At 73.1% G+C, this 16,782-nt stretch carries 15 protein-coding genes; 9 read left to right on the top strand and 6 right to left on the bottom strand.

Annotation, left to right across the window (positions count from 1 at the left end):
- Window positions 1-270 precede the first annotated feature (270 nt).
- Window positions 271-870: a histidine phosphatase family protein gene (locus tag AB0L25_RS15675; RefSeq protein ID WP_500172466.1), complete on the top strand. Its 600-nt coding sequence runs from the start codon at window positions 271-273 to the stop codon at window positions 868-870.
- Window positions 871-1,033: 163 nt separating this feature from the next.
- On the opposite strand, the gene AB0L25_RS15670 is transcribed toward AB0L25_RS15675, so the two are convergent.
- From AB0L25_RS15670 to AB0L25_RS15650, 5 genes are all read right to left on the bottom strand, one after another.
- Window positions 1,034-1,606: a dihydrofolate reductase family protein gene (locus AB0L25_RS15670; RefSeq protein ID WP_500172464.1), complete on the bottom strand. Its 573-nt coding sequence runs from the start codon at window positions 1,604-1,606 to the stop codon at window positions 1,034-1,036.
- 178 nt (window positions 1,607-1,784) lie between these two features.
- The gene (lexA, locus tag AB0L25_RS15665) at window positions 1,785-2,444 is read right to left on the bottom strand and encodes a transcriptional repressor LexA (RefSeq protein ID WP_500172462.1); all 660 of its coding nucleotides are present in this window, start codon (window positions 2,442-2,444) and stop codon (window positions 1,785-1,787) included.
- A gap of 63 nt (window positions 2,445-2,507) precedes the next feature.
- Complete coding sequence (locus tag AB0L25_RS15660; RefSeq protein ID WP_500172538.1) at window positions 2,508-3,878, bottom strand: aspartate aminotransferase family protein; 1,371 nt, start codon at window positions 3,876-3,878, stop codon at window positions 2,508-2,510.
- Window positions 3,875-5,287, bottom strand: a complete 1,413-nt coding sequence (locus tag AB0L25_RS15655; protein ID WP_500172460.1) for an NAD(P)/FAD-dependent oxidoreductase — start codon at window positions 5,285-5,287, stop codon at window positions 3,875-3,877. The genes AB0L25_RS15660 and AB0L25_RS15655 overlap by 4 nt, the downstream gene beginning before the upstream one ends.
- A gap of 70 nt (window positions 5,288-5,357) precedes the next feature.
- Window positions 5,358-5,834 (bottom strand): Lrp/AsnC family transcriptional regulator, encoded by a 477-nt coding sequence (locus AB0L25_RS15650; RefSeq protein ID WP_500172459.1) that lies wholly within the window; start codon window positions 5,832-5,834, stop codon window positions 5,358-5,360.
- A 152-nt stretch (window positions 5,835-5,986) separates the two neighbouring features.
- On the opposite strand from AB0L25_RS15650, the gene AB0L25_RS15645 reads away from it, so the two are divergent.
- Window positions 5,987-7,414: a gamma-aminobutyraldehyde dehydrogenase gene (locus AB0L25_RS15645; protein WP_500172457.1), complete on the top strand. Its 1,428-nt coding sequence runs from the start codon at window positions 5,987-5,989 to the stop codon at window positions 7,412-7,414.
- Between the two features lie 46 nt (window positions 7,415-7,460).
- Here AB0L25_RS15645 and AB0L25_RS15640 read toward each other — a convergent pair whose 3' ends face one another.
- On the bottom strand, window positions 7,461-8,882 hold the full coding sequence (locus AB0L25_RS15640) for an amidase (protein WP_500172455.1): 1,422 nt from the start codon (window positions 8,880-8,882) through the stop codon (window positions 7,461-7,463).
- Between the two features lie 106 nt (window positions 8,883-8,988).
- Between AB0L25_RS15640 and AB0L25_RS15635 the strand changes: the two genes are divergently transcribed.
- The 7 genes from AB0L25_RS15635 (at window position 8,989) to AB0L25_RS15605 (ending at window position 16,780) form a co-directional block, all read left to right on the top strand.
- Window positions 8,989-9,564: a TetR/AcrR family transcriptional regulator gene (locus AB0L25_RS15635; protein ID WP_500172453.1), complete on the top strand. Its 576-nt coding sequence runs from the start codon at window positions 8,989-8,991 to the stop codon at window positions 9,562-9,564.
- A 99-nt stretch (window positions 9,565-9,663) separates the two neighbouring features.
- The gene (locus AB0L25_RS15630; protein ID WP_500172451.1) at window positions 9,664-11,256 is read left to right on the top strand and encodes an ABC transporter substrate-binding protein; all 1,593 of its coding nucleotides are present in this window, start codon (window positions 9,664-9,666) and stop codon (window positions 11,254-11,256) included.
- 76 nt (window positions 11,257-11,332) lie between these two features.
- On the top strand, window positions 11,333-12,292 hold the full coding sequence (locus tag AB0L25_RS15625) for an ABC transporter permease (protein WP_500172449.1): 960 nt from the start codon (window positions 11,333-11,335) through the stop codon (window positions 12,290-12,292).
- Complete coding sequence (locus AB0L25_RS15620; protein ID WP_500172446.1) at window positions 12,289-13,158, top strand: ABC transporter permease; 870 nt, start codon at window positions 12,289-12,291, stop codon at window positions 13,156-13,158. Before AB0L25_RS15625 ends, AB0L25_RS15620 begins: the two co-directional genes overlap by 4 nt.
- Window positions 13,155-14,207: an ABC transporter ATP-binding protein gene (locus AB0L25_RS15615; protein WP_500172444.1), complete on the top strand. Its 1,053-nt coding sequence runs from the start codon at window positions 13,155-13,157 to the stop codon at window positions 14,205-14,207. Before AB0L25_RS15620 ends, AB0L25_RS15615 begins: the two co-directional genes overlap by 4 nt.
- Complete coding sequence (locus tag AB0L25_RS15610) at window positions 14,204-15,040, top strand: ABC transporter ATP-binding protein (RefSeq protein ID WP_500172442.1); 837 nt, start codon at window positions 14,204-14,206, stop codon at window positions 15,038-15,040. Before AB0L25_RS15615 ends, AB0L25_RS15610 begins: the two co-directional genes overlap by 4 nt.
- 36 nt (window positions 15,041-15,076) lie before the next feature.
- A complete protein-coding gene (locus AB0L25_RS15605) occupies window positions 15,077-16,780 on the top strand; it encodes a CocE/NonD family hydrolase (RefSeq protein WP_500172440.1) in 1,704 nt (567 codons plus the stop codon).
- Window positions 16,781-16,782 lie beyond the last annotated feature (2 nt).

Here is a 16,782-nt window from a genome sequence, read left to right as displayed (position 1 = left end):
TGTTAACAAATCTCATGCCGACATCGGTGGACTTCTAACACCGACACGGGCGACGCAGGCCCCGCGCCGCCGTGGTCACGGAGTCCCGCGGGCCGTGATCCCGAACTTGGTATGGTGCTTCGATGTTATAACTTCACGTCTAACGATGATAAATCGAAGGGGTCATACCGTGCGAGGGTGTCTGTTCGGAGCGGCCCCGGGTCGGGACGGCGGAGGAGCGGTCGCCCGCCGAGGCGGCGGTGCACGCGCGGAGGCAGGGGTGAAGAGGTCATGAGCACCACCCTCTATCTGGTCCGGCACGGCGACACCGAGTGGGATGCGGAGAGCCGTTACGCGGGAGTGAGCGACATCGCGCTCACCGATACCGGCCGCGCCCAGGCCGAACGCCTGGGGCGCTGGGCCGCGGAGGAAAGGGTGGACGCGGTCTGGGCATCGCCGTTGAACCGGTCCCGCGCGACGGCCGCGCCCGCCGCGACCGCCCTGAACCGTCCGATCCTGATCGACGGCGACCTGGCCGAACTGGACTTCGGTTCGGCCGAAGGCCGCACCCTCGCCGAGCTGCCGCCGGCGGACGTGGCCGCGTTCCTCGCCGACCCCGTCCTCGGCGCGTTCCCGGGAGGCGAGGATCCGCGCAAGGCCGTCGCACGGGGAACGGCGGCACTACGGCGCGCCGCGTCCCGCCACCGGGACGAGAGAGTGCTGATCGTCGGGCACGACACGCTCCTGCGGCTGACGCTGTGCGGACTGCTCGGGATCGATCCCTCCACGTACCGGACCGTCTTCCCCCAGGTCCGGGGCTGCGCCGTCACCGAGCTGACGGTGACGGCGCAGTGCGGCGCCCTGATGAGCTACAACGTTCCCATCTCCTGAGGGCCGCAGGCGGGGTTCCGATTCCCCCGGACAGCTCGCTCGTCCGCCGCTCGCCCCTCCTCAGTAGTTGATCTACAACGTAAAGGACCGTGCGGGTGAGGCGCGTCGCCGGCTGCCGGGCGTCGCGCCCGGCAGCCGGGGGCGAACATGCGACGAGCCCGATTCAGGAGGCGGGAGAGGCCGGCTCTTCCTTGGGGGCGTCGGCGTTCGTGTAGACGAGGTGCACGACGCCGGTGGCCTCGAAGGTCGTCGAGGAGAGCAGCTTCAGGGGGACGGTCTTGCCGTCGGTGAACAGCTTCGCGCCGTGTCCGACGACGATCGGGTGCACGAGCAGGTGCAGTTCGTCGACCAGGCCCTGCTCCAGCATCCAGCGCACCAGCGCGGCGCTGCCGGTGGTGCCGAGCCGGGTGTCCGCCTTCAGCGCGGTCAGCTTCGCCGCGACGTCGCCGTTGATGAGCGTGGAGTTCTGCCAGGTCGCTTCGGTCAGGGTGTCGGACACCACGAACTTGCGCGCGCCGTTCATGGTCTCGGTCATCGGGTCGGCGGGGTCGGCGTTCGGCCAGTAGGAGGCGAACCCTTCGTAGGTGCGCCGGCCGAGGAGGGTCGCCTCGGCCTCGCCCATCAGCGCGCCGACGACGGCGCCCATCTGGTCGTCGAAGTAGGGGAAGTGCCAGGTCTCCGGCGCTTCGATGACGCCGTCGAGGGAGATGAAGAGGCTGGACTTGATGAATCCCATCGCGATGCTCCTTCTGTCGGGCGTCCGGGGCGGCCGCCTCGGACGGGTGGGTCGACCAAAGGTCGAACGGCGTCCCGGCGGATCGACAAACCCCCGAGATTTTTTCTCACCGGCGACGGACTCGTTGGACGATCGCCGCGGCGGGCCGCGTGCATGACCGGCCGGCCGTGGCGGACGCTCAGATGCTGCGCAGTACCGACACGACGATGCCCAGGATGACGGCGTCGTCTCCGTCGATGGTCTCGTAGTCGGGGTTGCGCGGTTCGAGGAGGACGTGGCCGTTGCGGCGCCGGTAGACCTTGACGGTGGCCTCGCCGTCGAGCATCGCGGCGACGATCTGACCCGGGTGGGCTTCGGGCTGCTGCCGGACCACGACGAGGTCGCCGTCGCAGATCGCGGCGTCGATCATCGAGTCGCCGCGCACGCGCAGGCCGAACACGGTGCCGCGTCCGGTGAGCTCCTGGGGGAGGGACAGCGTGTCGTCGACGTGCTCCTCGGCCGTGATGGGAGTGCCGGCGGCGATGTGGCCGACCACGGGGACGGTCACGGCCTCGTCGGGCCGGTGGCCCGGGTCCTCGCGCAGGAACGCCCGCACGTCGATCGGCCGGGACACCGAGGCGCCGCGCCGCAGGAACCCCTTCTCCTCCAGGCTCGCCAGATGCCGCGAGACGGACGAGGCGGACCGCAGCCCGACGGCGTCGCCGATCTGGCGTGTGCTCGGGGGATACCCGTACCTGACGACCCAGTCCCGGATCGTGACCAGGATCCGCTGCTGGCGTGCGGGCAGTGCGGAGGCGTCCAGGCCCTCGAACGCTTCAAGATCGCCGTATCCGGTCACCTTCGGGATTGTAGAGGTCGCGCGGCACTTCGAGCGTCACTTCGGCAGCACGTCCCTCGGCGGCTACAGCAGTTTCGACGCGCTCGTGAGCGCGTCGCGCAGGATCCGCTCCATCTCGTCGAACTGCGCCTGGCCGCAGATCAGCGGGGGCGCGAGCTGGACGACCGGTTCCGCGCGGTCGTCGGCGCGGCAGTACAGGCCGGACTCGAACAGCTTCGCCGACACGTGCCCGTGCAGGATCCGTTCGGACTCCTCCGGCGTGAACGTCTCCCGGGTCGCCTTGTCCTTGACGAGTTCGATCCCGTAGAAGAAGCCGCCGCCGCGGACGTCGCCGACGATGGGCAGGTCGGTGAGCCGGTCGAGGGTCGCGCGGAACGCGGATTCGGTCGAGCGCACGTGCTCGTAGAGGCCCTCGCGTTCGAGGACGTCGAGGTTCGCGAGGGCGACCGCGCAGGAGACGGGGTGCCCGCCGTAGGTCGACCCGTGCATGAACGGGACGCCGAGGCGGCGGAACGGCTCCATCAGCCGTTCGTCGGCGAGGACGGCGCCGAGCGGGGCGTACCCGGAGGTCAGGCCCTTCGCGGTGGTGATGATGTCGGGACGGTAGCCGTAGCGTTCGGCGCCGAAGGCGTGGCCGAGCCGGCCGAACGCGCAGATGACCTCGTCGGACACCAGCAGGACGTCGTGCCGGTCGCAGATCTCGCGGACGCGCTCGAAGTAGCCGGGCGGCGGCGGGAAGCAGCCGCCGGTGTTCTGCATGGGCTCCAGGAAGACGGCCGCGACCGTGTCGGCACCCTCGAACTCGATGGCCTCCTCGATGCGGTCGGCGGCCCACCGGCCGAAGGCGGTGCGGTCGTCGGCGTGTTCGGGCGCGCGGTAGAAGTTGGTGTTCGGCACCCGGATCGCGCTGGGCACGAGCGGTTCGAAGTCCTGTTTCGCGCCGGGGATGCCGGTGATCGACAGGGCGCCCTGCGAGGTGCCGTGGTAGGCGAGCGCGCGGCCGATCACCTTGTGCTTGCGCGGCCTGCCGGTCAGCTTGAAGTACTGCTTGGCCAGCTTCCAGGCGGTCTCGACCGATTCGCCGCCGCTGACGGTGAAGAACACGCGGTTCAGGTCGCCGGGCGCGGCGGCGGCGAGGCGGTCGGCGAGGTCGATCGCGGCCGGGTGGGCGTGCGACCACAGCGGGAAGTAGGCGAGCTTCCGCGTCTGCGCGGCGGCGGCCTCGGCGAGTTCCTCGCGGCCGTGCCCCACCTGGACGGCGAACAGCCCGGCCAGGCCGTCGAGGTAGCGCCGGCCGCGGTCGTCCCACACGTAGGCGCCCTCACCGCGGACGATCACGGGGACGGACGGGTCGTCGGCGTCGGAGTGCCGGGTGAAGTGCAGCCAGAGACGGTCGGTGGTCGGCATGTCTTCCTCTCGGGTCGTCGCGGTCAGCTGTCGAAGCCGAGGCCGAGCGCGTCCAGCGTCCGCAGCCACAGGTCGCGCCTGCCGCCGTTGAGGTCGGCGCGGGCCATGGAGCGGCGGGTCAGTTCGATGCCGGCCCAGCGGAGGGGTTCGGGCGGGAACGGGACGGGCTTGTCGCGCACCATCCGCAGCCGCGTGCGCGGCGTGTCGAGGCCGTCGAGCCGGTCGAGGACGACCTGCGCGGCGAACCGGGTCGCCGCCACCCCGAGCCCGGTGAAGCCGAGCGCGTAGCCGACGCGGCCGCGGGCGGCGGTGCCGAAGAACGCCGTGAACCGGCTGCAGGTATCGATCGCGCCGCCCCACGTGTGGGTGAAGCGGACGCCTTCGAGCTGCGGGAACGTGTGGAAGAAGTTCTCGGCGAGGACCTGGAAGGTGCCCGGCCGCTGGTCGAGGTCGCCGGAGAGGCGCGAGCCGTAGTGGTAGACGGCGTCGTAGCCGCCCCACAGGATCCGGTCGTCGGCCGTCAGCCGGTAGTAGTGGAACCGGTTCGCCGAGTCGGAGACGCCGCGCCGGTTCCGCCAGCCGACCGACGCGAGCCGCTCGGGCGTGAGCGGCTCGGTGACCATCGCGTAGTCGTACACGGGCACGACGTACGGACGGACGCGGCGGACGAGCGAGGGGAACGCGTTCGTCGCGAGCGCGACGCGGCGGGCCACCACCCGCCCGTAGCCGGTGCGGACGACCATGGCGGCGCCGCGCGTGCCGAGCCCGGTGGCGGCGGTGCGCTCGAAGATGCGCACGCCGCGCCGGACGCACGCGTCCCGCAGTCCCCACGCGAGCCGGGCCGGATCGACGAGCGCGGTGCCGCGCCGGTCGAGGACCCCGGCGAGATAGGTCGGCGAGGCCACCTCGGCGCGGACCTCGTCGGTGCCGAGGAACTCGGGGGCGTCGCCGAAGTGCCGTGCCGTCTCGGCCAGGTCGCGCAGCTCGCGGACCTGGTGGGGGCGGGTGGCGACGTGGAGTTCCCCGGTGCGCTCGAAGCCGCAGTCGATGCCGTACCGGTGCAGCGCGTCCTCGATCTCGTCGAGGTTCTCCCGTCCGAGCCGCTGCAGCTCGGCGAGTTCGTCCGGCCAGCGGGCCAGGCCGTTGCCGAGTCCGTGGGTGAGGGAGGACGAGCAGAAGCCGCCGTTGCGTCCGGACGCGGCCCAGCCGATCTCGCGGGCCTCGAGGAGCACGACGTCGCGGTCCGGGTCCCGTTCCTTGGCGAGCAGGGCGGTCCACAGGCCGCAGTACCCGCCGCCGACCACGGCGAGGTCGCAGTGCTCCTCCCCGGCCAGCGCGGGCGACGGCGCCGGACGCGCGGGGTCGTCGAGCCAGAACGGGACGGGTTCGGCGTCAACGAGCGAACGTACGGGATCAGTTCCGGCAACGCGCAACATGCCACCAATATAGTGGCATGTGGCTAAATGTCTACTGGTTCAGTTGTCGAAGCTGCTTCTGGCGACGAATTCAGTCGTCACTGGCTCGCCATTGGTAGCTCTCCTTGCGCAGCTGCAGGTAGACGAACGTCTCCGTGCCCGCGACCCCGGGGATCGACCTGATGGTGGTCGACAGCATCTCGGCCAGGTGCTCGTCGTCGTCGCACACGATCTCGCAGAGGATGTCGTAGGAGCCGGCGCAGAGGACGACGTAGATGGTCTCCCGCAGCTCGGAGAGGGCGGACGCGACGGGCTCCAGCGGCCCGTCGACCTTCACCCCGACCATGGCCTGGCGGCGCCCGCCCACCCGCATCGGGTCGGTGACGGCGACGATCTGCATGACGCCCGCCTCGATCATGCGCTGCACCCGCTGCCGGACGGCGGCCTCCGAGAGCCCGACCGCCTTCGCGATGGCCCCGTAGGACCGCCGGCCGTCCTGCTGCAGCTGCTCGATGATCTGCCACGAGATGTCGTCGAGGTCGGGGAGGGGTGAGCTCTTCCTGGTCATGACCGCATCATCGCAGGACGCGGACGGGACGGGCGGCGTCCGGAGAGCGCGCACGCAGATCGTGGCGATATCAGTCGTCATTGACATCGCTGACGACTCATCTCATAGTTTGTGGCTCCAATCTCAACGAAATCAGCACATGGAGGATCCTGGTGACGACCTTCACCAACGTCGTGGACGGTGCGCGGCGGGCTGCCGCCGACGGCCGGACGCTCGACGTCGTCGACCCGGTGACCGGGGAGGTCTACGCGACGTCGCCGCTGTCGGGGCGGGCCGATGTCGACGCCGCCGTGGCGGCGGCGGCCCGCGCGTTCGAGACTTGGCGGTGGACGACGCCCGCCGACCGGCAGCGCGCCCTGCTGAAGATCGCGGACGCGATCGACGCCCGGCTGGACGAGCTGATCGACGTCGAGTGCGCGGACACGGGCAAGCCGCGGGCGCTCACCGCGACCGAGGAGGTGCCGCTGTGCGCCGACCAGTTCCGGTTCTTCGCCGGGGCGGCGCGGGTGCTGGAGGGACGCTCGGCCGGCGAGTACATGGCCGGGCACACCTCGTTCGTGCGGCGCGAGCCGGTCGGGGTGTGCGCGCAGGTCACCCCGTGGAACTACCCGCTGATGATGGCCGTGTGGAAGGTCGCCCCGGCGCTGGCCGCCGGGAACACCGTGGTGCTCAAGCCGTCCGACACCACCCCGGCCTCGACGGCGCTGCTGGCCGAGATCTGCGCGGAGTTCCTGCCGCCGGGCGTGCTGAACGTGGTGTGCGGCGACCGCGACACCGGCCGCGCGCTGGTGTCCCACCCGCGGCCCGACATGGTGTCGATCACCGGGTCGGTGCGGGCCGGGATGGAGGTCGCCGGGGCGGCGGCCGCCGACCTCAAGCGCACCCACCTCGAGCTCGGCGGCAAGGCCCCGGTCGTGGTGTTCGCCGACGCCGACATCGCGGCGGCGGCCGAGGGCATCGCGGCCGCCGCGTACTTCAACGCCGGGCAGGACTGCACCGCCGCCAGCCGGGTCCTGGTCGCCGCCGACGTCCACGACGACCTGGTCGCCGCGCTCACCGAGCAGGCCCGCGCGACCCGCACCGCCGGGCCGTCCGACCCCGGCGCCGCCTACGGGCCGCTCAACAACGCCGACCAGCTCGCACGCGTCGCCGGCATGGTCGACCGGCTCCCCGGCCACGCCACCGTCCACCACGGCGGCGCACGGGTCGGCGACCGCGGCTACTTCTACGCCCCCACCGTGGTGTCCGGGCTCCGGCAGGACGACGAGGCCAGCCAGACCGAGATCTTCGGCCCCGTCATCACCGTGCAGGCCTTCACCGGCGAGGACGACGCCGTCCGCTACGCCAACGACGTCAAGTACGGGCTCGCGTCGTCGGTGTGGACGCGCGACCACGCGCGGGCGATGCGGATGTCGGCCAAGCTCGACTTCGGCTGCGTGTGGATCAACACCCACATCCCGTTCGTCGCCGAGATGCCCCACGGCGGGTTCAAGCACTCCGGCCACGGCAAGGACCTGTCGATGTACGGGTTCGAGGACTACACCCGCGTCAAGCACGTGATGAGCGCGATCGACGGGTGAGCGCCGGACGCCCGGGCGGCCGGTCAGACCGCCCGGGCGCCGCGCGTCAGGACGCGACGGGCGGGACGAGCCGGGGCGCGCGGTCCTCGATCGCCTGCGCGACGTCGAGGAGGCGGTCCTCGGTGAACCGGCCGCCGATGAGCTGGACGCCGATCGGCAGCCCGCCGGCCGTCCCGGCCGGGACGCCGACGCCGGGGAAGCCGAGGACCGGCAGCGACGTCATCGGCCACTGCGCGGCGACGACGGCGAGCCCGCGCTCGCGGTCGGCGATGTCGGCGTCCTGCTCGAAGGGCGGTTCGGCCGAGGCCGGTGTCAGCAGGACCATGCCCGTGCCGAGCAGCTCCTGCAGCCGGGTGATCAGCGTCGCGCGGCGCGCCCACCCCTGGACGTACGCGGCGATGCCGGGCCGCTCGCCCCAGAGCCCGGCGGCGTACTCGTAGGCGTAGGTCATGTGGACCCGTAGCGCCTCGTCGGCCACCTCGAGCATGCCGGGCAGTCCGGGGCGCATGTCCTCGAACAGCAGCAGCGACCACAGCCGGGCCGCCTCGCCGAGCAGCGGCAGGTCCAGCTCCTCGACCCGGTGGCCGGCGTCGGCGAGCCACCCGGCGGCCCGGTCGACCGCCGCGTCCACGGCCGGGTGCGGCGCCACGATGCCGACGTCCCGGACGACGCCCACCCGCACCGGCCCGGCGTGCGGCGCGCCCGCCGGCGGCAGCGCGGGGACGCCGAACGGGTCGCGCAGGTCCGCGCCCGCCATCGCGTGCAGGGCGGCGCGCGCGTCCGCGACCGTCCTGGCCAGCGGACCCTGGACGGCCCACGCCTGGACGGTCAGGGGAGGTTCGGGCCCCATGTCCTCGGGCGCGGTCCAGTTCGAGACGAGCCCGACCGTGGGGCGGACGCCGACGACGCCGCAGCAGGCGGCGGGGAAGCGGATCGAGCCGCCGATGTCGTTGCCCTGCGCGATCGGGGTCATCCCGGCGGCGAGCGAGGCGGCGGCGCCGCCGCTGGAGCCGCCGGGCGTGTGCGCGTGGCTCCACGGGTTGAGCGTCCGCCCGTGCAGGTCGTTCGTCGAGAACCAGCGGACGGAGAAGGCGGGGGCGTTGCTGCGGCCGAGGAAGATTGCGCCCGCCGCGCGCAGCGCCGCGACGCATCCGTCGTCGTGCGCGGCGGTCGCGCCGGCCATGGCCGCGACCCCGTGGGTGAGCGGCAGGCCGCGCTGCGGTGTGTTGATCTTGGTGGAGACGGGGACGCCGTGCAGCGGGCCGAGGGGCTCCCCGGCCGCCACGGCCGCGTCGGCGCGGCGCGCGTCGGCGAGGGTCTCCTCGGGACGGACGTCGGCCAGGGCGTTCAGCACCGGGTCGACCCGCTCGATCCTGCGCAGGCAGGACTCCGCCGCCTCGACCGCCGAGATCTCTCCGGTGCGGATTCCCGCCGCGAGCCGTGTCGCGGACATCTGCCAGAGTTCCATGCTGCTCCTGGGCGTGCTGACGCGATGAATGCGGAGGAGCGTACGTGATGCAACGTTGATGTACAACGGTGTTGTATCTCGGGTTCGTTCTGGTTAGCCTGCCGCCATGCCGGTGGAAATCGACGTAGCCCAGCGCCTCGCGACCATCGCCGACGCCACGCTCGACATCGTGGCGTCGGACGGACTCGACGGGGTGTCGATCAGAGCCGTGGCCAAGCGGATCGGCGGATCCACGACCCTGGTCACCAACTACCTGCGCACCCGGGAGGCGCTCCTGGTCAACGCGATCGAGCACGCGACCCGGGCGTGGGCGGCGGAGCTGGAGGAGGAGGTCGCGGGGGCCGGCGACCGCGAGCGCCTGACCGCCGCCGTCCGCTGGGCCGGCTCCACCGGCGGGAACGACGAGGTCCTGCGGCGGCTCTTCATGGAGATCCTCGGCCGCGGCGACCCCGAATCGGCCGCGGTGCGGACGCTGCGCGAGGACGCCCGGGAGAACCGCGCGGAGCTGGCCGAGGCGGCCGGCGCCGCGGGTGCGGGCGACCCCGAATTCACCGCCGACGTCCTGTTCCTGGTGCTCCGCGGCTTCTACATCTCCAGCCTGGAGGACCCGGAGCGCTGGAACGACGCCTCCATGACCCCGCTGCTCGAGCGGCTCGTCCGCCTGCTGACGACCGCGACCTAGTACCGGCCCCGCCCCGGACACACCCCCACCCCACCCACCCCCACCCCGGCCGCTTCATTTTCGAAGGGTCCACCCATGCCACGTTCACGTCGCCCCTTGATGCTCACCATCATTCTCGGTGCCTGCACGCTCACCGCCTGTAGTGGTGGCGGCCCGGCCGCGAAGGCCGAGGCGCCGAAGCTCACCACGTCCGTCCCGGCCCCGACCCGGGCCGTCGACACCGTCTCCTGGAACCTCCCCACGGGCGAGCCGGCCACGCTCGACCCGGTCCTCGCCGCGACCGAATCCGGCGGCACCGTCATCGCCAACATGTGCGAGGGCCTGTTCACCTACGGCCCGAACTACGAACGCGAACCCGCGCTCGCCACGTCCGTCGACCACCCGGACCCGCTCACCTACGTCGTCCGCCTCCGCGAGGGCGCGGAGTTCTGGAACGGCGACCCCGTCACCCCCGAGGACGTCCGCTACAGCGCCGAACGGGTCCTCGACCCGGCCTTCGGCTCGTCGTGGATCGCCTGGGCCCAGCACCTCGACCGCATCGAGATCACCGGAGCCCACGAGATCACCGTCAGGATGAAGAAGCCGGACGCCCTGGTCCCGAACTACTTCGCGAGCCCCGCCTTCTTCGTCGTCCAGAAGGAGTTCGCCGAGAAGGCCGGCAAGTCCTTCGGCACCGCTCGGGGCGGCGTCATGTGCACCGGCCCGTACGAGTTCGGCGAGTGGACCCAGGGGCAGCGCATCACCCTCACCCGCAACGACGCGTGGTGGAACACCTCCGTCCGCCCCAAGGTGAAGAACCTGGAGTTCCGCTTCATCGCCGACCCGGCCGCGCAGACCGCCGCGCTCGCGAGCGGCGACGTGGACGGCCAGTTCCTCGTCCCGGCCGCCGCCCGCACGCAGCTCGAGGGCAAGGGGAACCTGCTGTACGGCGAGAGCCTGAACACCACGTTCCTGTCGGTGCTGAACCGGCGGGGGGCGCTGGCCGACCCCGCCGTCCGGCAGGCCCTGCACGCGCTGCTCCCGTACGAGGGGATCGTCGAATCGGTCTACCGGGGGACGGCCGAGCCGCTGCGGGCGCTCGTCCCGCCCTTCGCGTGGGGCTACGGCGAGAACGTCTACGAGCAGGCGTACGAGAAGCTGCCCGTGCCGAAGCAGGACCTCGAGCGGGCGAAGAAGCTCGTCGCCGGGTCCCCGGGCGCGAAGCAGAAGATCGTCCTCGCCTACACCACGGCGATCGAGGAGGAGACGCGGATCGCCACCGCGATCGCCGACACCGCCGGGCAGGCCGGGCTGAACGTCGAGCTGAGGCCGCTCACCGGCGAGCAGTTCGGCGCGATGTTCGCCTCGCCCGAGGCCCGCAAGGGCGTGGACCTGTTCCTGTCCACCGGCTTCCTGAGCTTCCCGGAGCCGCTGGAGTACTACGCGTACTTCACCACCGGGCACTTCTACAACTTCCCCGGCTACCGCAACGAGCGGTACGACGCCGCGATCGCGCAGGCGCAGAGCACCGAGGACCCCGCCGGGCGCGCCCGGCTGGTCGCCCGGGCGCAGGCGATCCTCGCCGGCGACATGGTCAACCTTCCGCTCGTGTCGCAGTACCTCAGCGTCTACTACGGGCCCGACCTGGCCGGCCTGGCGCCCCGGGCGAACTACCTCTACACCCCCTGGGCGACCGCCCTCGGCGGCAAGTGACCGGGCGGACGCTCTCATGAAACGCCCGCCCACGAAACGCCCGCCCACGAAACGCCCGCCCACGAAACGACCGCGGATGACCGGCCCGCTCGCGGCCTGGATCGGCAGGCGCGCCGCCGGTGCGCTGCTGACCGTGCTGATCGCGTCGATCGTCATCTACGGAGCGCTGCGGCTGGTCCCCGGCGACCCGGTGCTCGCGGTGACCTCCGGGCGCCGCCTCACCCCCGAGCAGCTCGACGCGCTGCGGCACGCCTACGGCCTCGACCGGGGCTTCCTGCAGGGCTACTGCGCGTGGATCGCGGACGCCGTCCGCCTCGACCTCGGGACGTCGCTGAACTACCGGACCGGCGTCACCTCGCTCATCACCGGACGGCTCGGCGTGTCCGGCCCGCTGATCCTGTACTCGGCGGTCCTGACGGTCCTGGCCGGGGTGTCGGTCGCGCTGCTGTCGGCCGTCAAGGGCGGCGTCGTCAACCGGATCGCGACCGTCTCGGCGGCCGTCACCACCGCGACGCCCCCGTTCGTGGCCGCCATCGTGCTGCTGTCGGTGTTCGCGGTCGGGCTCGGCTGGTTCCCCTCGACGGGGGCGGGCACCGGCCCGGCCGACCGGCTGTGGCACCTCACCCTGCCCGCCGTCGCGATGGCCACCGCCGCCTACGGCGTCATCGCCCGCGTCGGCGACGCCGCGTTCGCCGACGAACTTGCCCGCGAGCACGTCGAGGCGGCGCGGAGCCGCGGGGTGGGCGGCGCGGCGCTCGTCCGCCGGCACGTGGCGCGCAACGCGCTCGGGCCGATGCTCACCCTCGTCGGCCTGCTCGCGGCGAGCCTGTTCGTCGGGACGGCCGTCGTCGAGACCGCGTTCGGCCTGGACGGCGTCGGGTCCCTGCTCGTCAGCTCGGTGTCGCGGCGGGACTTCCCCGTCGTGCAGGGCATCGCGCTCATCGCGGTCGTCCTGTTCGTCGCCGTCAACACGCTGGTCGACCTGGCGCTGCCGTTCCTCGACCCGCGGGTGACGATCGGGGGCCCGGTCCGATGACCCTGACGATCCCCGCGCTCCGCGCGAAGAACGTCCGGCGGCGGCGCCGCACCCCGCTCGCCGTGGGCCTCGCGGCCGCGTTCCTGCTCGCGGTCGTCGCCGCGGCCGTGCTGGCGCCCGCCCTCGCCCCGCACTCCCCGGACGGCACCGACCTGCTGAACTCGCTGGCGCCGCCCGGCTCGGAGGGGCACCTGCTCGGCACCGACTCCGCCGGACGGGACGTGCTGTCGCGGCTCCTGCACGGGGCACGGCTCTCGCTGCTCGCGCCCCTCGGCGTCGTGCTGCTGTCGGGCGTCCTCGGCACCGTGATCGGGCTGACCGCGGCCCGCGCGGGCGGCTGGGCCGACGCCGTCCTGTCGCGCGGCATGGACATCGTGTTCGCCTTCCCCGGCCTGCTGCTCGCGATGCTCGTCGTCGCGGTGTTCGGGCCGGGGCCGGCCGGGCCCATCTGCGCGCTGTCGGTGAGCTACACGCCGTTCATCGGCCGGATGGTCCGCAGCCTGGCGATCCAGGAGGGGACGCGCCCCTACATCGACGGATACCGCGTCATGGGGTTCGGCGAACTGTGGGTGACCGTCCGCCATCTCCTGCCGAACATCCTCCCGGCGCTCATCGCGCAGAGCGCGCTGGGATTCGCGCACGCGCTGATGGACCTCGCGGCCCTGTCCTACCTCGGGCTGGGGGTCCGGCCGCCGGAGGCGGACTGGGGCTCGATGCTCAGCCAGTCGCAGAGCGCCATCCTGCAGGGCGCCCCGTGGAGCGGGCTGATCCCCGGGATCGCGATCCTGCTGACCGTCGTGAGCGTCAACGTGCTCGGCGAGCACATCGGGGGATCCATCGGCCGCAAGACGAGCGAGGGGACGTGATCGTGCTCGCGAAGAAGGACGCACCCGACGGGACCCGGCGGGCCGCGGCCGTCCCGGACACCGTGCTCGACGTCTCCGGGCTCGGGCTCACGATCGGCGCGGGCGCGCGGGCCGTCCCGCTCCTCGCCGACGTCACCGTCCGCGTCGCGCCGGGGGAGACGGTCGGGCTGGTCGGCGAGTCCGGGTCGGGCAAGTCGCTGACGGCCCGGGCGGCGCTCGGCATGACGCCCCGGGGAGCCCGCGCCACCGGGAAGATCGCGGTCGCGGGCGTGGACGTGCTCACCGCCGGACGGGCGGACCTGCGCGAACTGCGCCGCACCCGCGTCTCGATGGTGTTCCAGGATCCGCGCGCCTCCCTCAACCCGGTGCGCCGCATCGGCGACTACCTCACCGAGGGGCTGCGCGCCGGCGGCGTCCCGGCCCGGGACGCCGCCGCACGGGCCCTGGACCTGCTCGGCCAGGTCGGCATCCGCGACCCGCGCGGCGCGCTGCGGCGCTACCCGCACGAGTTCTCCGGCGGGATGCTGCAGCGCGTCGTCATCGCCGGGGCGCTGTCGACGGAGCCCGCGCTGCTGCTGGCGGACGAACCGACGACCGCACTCGACGTCACCACGCAGGCGGAGGTGATCGCACTGCTGAAGACCCTCCAGTCGGCGCACGGCACCGGGATCCTGTTCGTCACGCACGACCTGGACCTCGCCGCCGCGATCTGCGACCGCATCTACGTCATGTACGCCGGGCGCATCGTGGAAGAGGCGGCCGGGACGACGCTCTTCGAGGCCCCCGCGCACCCGTACACGCGGGCGCTGCTGGAGGCGAGCCCGTCCGTGCACGGCGACAAGGTCGCGATCAGGGCCATCGAGGGCCGCCCGAAGCCGCTCGCCGAGGCGCCGGACGGCTGCGCGTTCCGCGACCGCTGCCCGCTCGCCGACGACGCCTGCGCCGCCGAGGTGCCGGCGCTCCGCGCGCACACCGTCCGCACGGACACCGTCCGCACGGGCGCGGGCTCGCGCGTCGCGTGCGTCCGTCCCGAGGAGGCGACCCCGTGAGCGGCCGGTCCGAGAACGACGTCGTCCGCGGCGAACCGGTCCTCCGCGTGTCGTCGCTGGTGAAGCGGTTCGGAACGTTCACCGCGGTGGACGACGTGAGCTTCGCGCTGCCGCCCGGCGGCTCGCTCGGCATCGTCGGCGAGTCGGGGTCGGGCAAGACGACGACGGCCCGCATCCTGGCGGGGCTCGAGGAACCGACGTCCGGGACCGTCGTGCTCGACGGGGAGCCCGTGGACGGACGGTCGCGCCGCGCCCGCCGCCGGCAGGCCCGCCGGCTCCAGATGATCTTCCAGGATCCGTACGGGTCGTTCGACCCCCGGCAGACCATCGCCCGGTCGATCGCCGAGCCGATGCGGCTGCACGCGCCGGGCCCGGCCGCGGCGCGCCGCGCCCGCGTCGGCGAGCTGCTGGACCAGGTCGGGCTCAGCGCCCGCGCCGGGGAGTCGCTGCCGCGCGACCTGTCGGGCGGCCAGCGGCAGCGCGCCGCGATCGCGCGGGCGCTCGGCATCGAACCGCGCGTGCTCGTCCTGGACGAGGCGGTCGCCGCGCTCGACGTGTCCATCCAGGCACAGGTCCTGACCCTCCTGGACGACCTGCGCCGCAGCACCGGCGTCTCCTACGTCTTCGTCGGCCACGACCTCGCCGTCGTCCGCCACATCACCGACACCGTGATCGTGATGCGGCACGGCCGCATCGTCGAGCAGGGCGACACCGAGCGGATCCTGCGCGGCCCCGAGCACCCGTACACCCGGCTGCTCCTCGACTCCATCCCCGGGCCCGGCTGGGACCCGGGCCGGGTGGCGCGCGACCGGCGCGCCCTCGACGCGTCCTGACCCCGCCCCTTCCCCCGACTTCACGGAGACCCTCACGTGCCGAACATCGAACGGGTCGGGCCCGCCCCCGTGCCCGCGGACGCCGCGCAGGTCGCGATCCCCATGCGCGACGGCGTCCGGCTCGCCGCCGACGTCTACCGCACCGACCCGCCGCGCCCGCGGCCCGTCGTGCTCGTCCGCCTGCCCTACGACAAGGACGGCGAGTACTGCTTCATGCCCGCGATCGCCCGCCGCTTCCGCGACCGGGGGTACAACGTCGTCGTCCAGGACGTCCGCGGCAAGTACCGCTCCGAGGGCGCGACGGAGTTCGGCCGCCACGAGGTCGACGACGGGTACGACACGGTCCAGTGGGTCGCCGGGCAGCCCTGGTGCGACGGCGACGTCGTCATGTGGGGCGACTCCTACTACGGCTACACCGCCATCGCGGCGGCGATCGGCGGCCACCCCGCCCTGCGCGCGATCGCCCCGCGCGTCACCGGATCGCAGCTCTCCACCGTCCTGGAGCACGGCGACGGCACCCGCGACGTCGAGCAGACCGCCCGCAAGGTCTACTTCGCGACGCACTACGTCGACGCCGGCCGGTACGAATGGGACATCGACTGGAACCGGCGCCCGCTGCGGGCCGCGTTCGAGGACTTCTTCGGACGGCTCGGCCGCCGCTCGGCGAACTTCGACGCCGAGTTCGGCGCGGCGGCGTCCCCGTTCGTTCCGCCGCCGCTGAAGGCGCTGCTCGAGGCGCCGCCCGTCCCGGCCCTGTACACGATCGGATGGTTCGACAACTGCGCCGTCTGGTCCTGGCACGACGTCCGCGCGCTGTCGCGGGACCCCGGCTGGGCCGCGAACCTGTACCTCCGCCTGGAGGCCATCGACCACGAGAACTACCGGCTCGACGACGCCCCCGTCGCCGCCCACGACGACCACGCGGTCACCGGCGCCGCACGGGCACGGATGCTCCCCGGCTACCTCGACCCCGCGATCGAGTTCTTCGGCGCCGTGCTCGGCCGCACCGGCACGCTCGCCGACCTGCCGCGCGTCCGGTACGAGCTGTGCCACGGCGGACGGCGCGCGGCCGGGGCATGGCCGCCGCCGTCGGCGCCCGACCTGACGTTCTACCTGTCGGCCGACCCGCGGCCGTCCCTCGCCGGCGAGGCCCCCGCGGACGCGCGGACGCTCGGCTGGACGCACGACCCGGCCGACCCGGTTCCCTCGGCCGGGGCGAACCCCTTCGCCGTCCTGCACGATCGCGGGGACCTTGCGTCGCTGGCCGACCGCCCGGACGTCCTGCGCCTCACCGGGCCGCCCGTCCGGGCCGACCTCGACCTCGTCGGCGCGGCGACGCTGCAGCTCCGCGTGACGGCGCCCGCGGGTGCGCACGTCCACGCCCGCCTTCTGGACGTGACGCCGGGCGGCGCCGCCTTCCTCATCGCCAAGGGGCAGGTGCGGCTCGACGTCCCGGCGGACGGCACGGACGGCGCGGGCGGCGCGGACACGGTCGTCGACCTGCAGAGCGTCGCGTACCGGCTGCGCGCCGGGCACCGGCTCGCGCTCGACCTCGCCAGCACCGACTTCCCCGAGTACGTCGTCGAGGCCCCGGACGGCGGCGACCCGTGGGACGCCGTGCCCGGGGCCCGGGTCAGGCGAGAGATCACGGTCGGCGGCGCCCGTCCGTCCTGCCTGCGCATCGGCGGACGGACGCCGGACCTGGTGCGGCGGTCGCTCGGTCTCGTGGGGGAGGGATAGCG

This window comes from Spirillospora sp. NPDC052242, from assembly GCF_040679555.1.
Lineage (GTDB): Bacteria > Actinomycetota > Actinomycetes > Streptosporangiales > Streptosporangiaceae > Spirillospora.
The sequence above is the reverse complement of the archived record's forward strand: the minus strand, read 5'-3'. Positions and strand labels throughout refer to the sequence as shown.

Excerpts from the sequence above, each read along its gene's own strand:
- AB0L25_RS15675 (WP_500172466.1), top strand. The coding sequence starts at position 271 with ATGAGCACCACCCTCTATCTGGTCCGGCACGGCGACACCGAGTGGGAT.
- AB0L25_RS15670 (WP_500172464.1), bottom strand. The coding sequence starts at position 1,606 with ATGGGATTCATCAAGTCCAGCCTCTTCATCTCCCTCGACGGCGTCATC.
- AB0L25_RS15655 (WP_500172460.1), bottom strand. The coding sequence starts at position 5,287 with ATGTTGCGCGTTGCCGGAACTGATCCCGTACGTTCGCTCGTTGACGCC.
- AB0L25_RS15650 (WP_500172459.1), bottom strand. The coding sequence starts at position 5,834 with ATGACCAGGAAGAGCTCACCCCTCCCCGACCTCGACGACATCTCGTGG.
- AB0L25_RS15640 (WP_500172455.1), bottom strand. The coding sequence starts at position 8,882 with ATGGAACTCTGGCAGATGTCCGCGACACGGCTCGCGGCGGGAATCCGC.
- AB0L25_RS15635 (WP_500172453.1), top strand. The coding sequence starts at position 8,989 with ATGCCGGTGGAAATCGACGTAGCCCAGCGCCTCGCGACCATCGCCGAC.
- AB0L25_RS15630 (WP_500172451.1), top strand. The coding sequence starts at position 9,664 with ATGCTCACCATCATTCTCGGTGCCTGCACGCTCACCGCCTGTAGTGGT.
- AB0L25_RS15625 (WP_500172449.1), top strand. The coding sequence starts at position 11,333 with ATGACCGGCCCGCTCGCGGCCTGGATCGGCAGGCGCGCCGCCGGTGCG.
- AB0L25_RS15620 (WP_500172446.1), top strand. The coding sequence starts at position 12,289 with ATGACCCTGACGATCCCCGCGCTCCGCGCGAAGAACGTCCGGCGGCGG.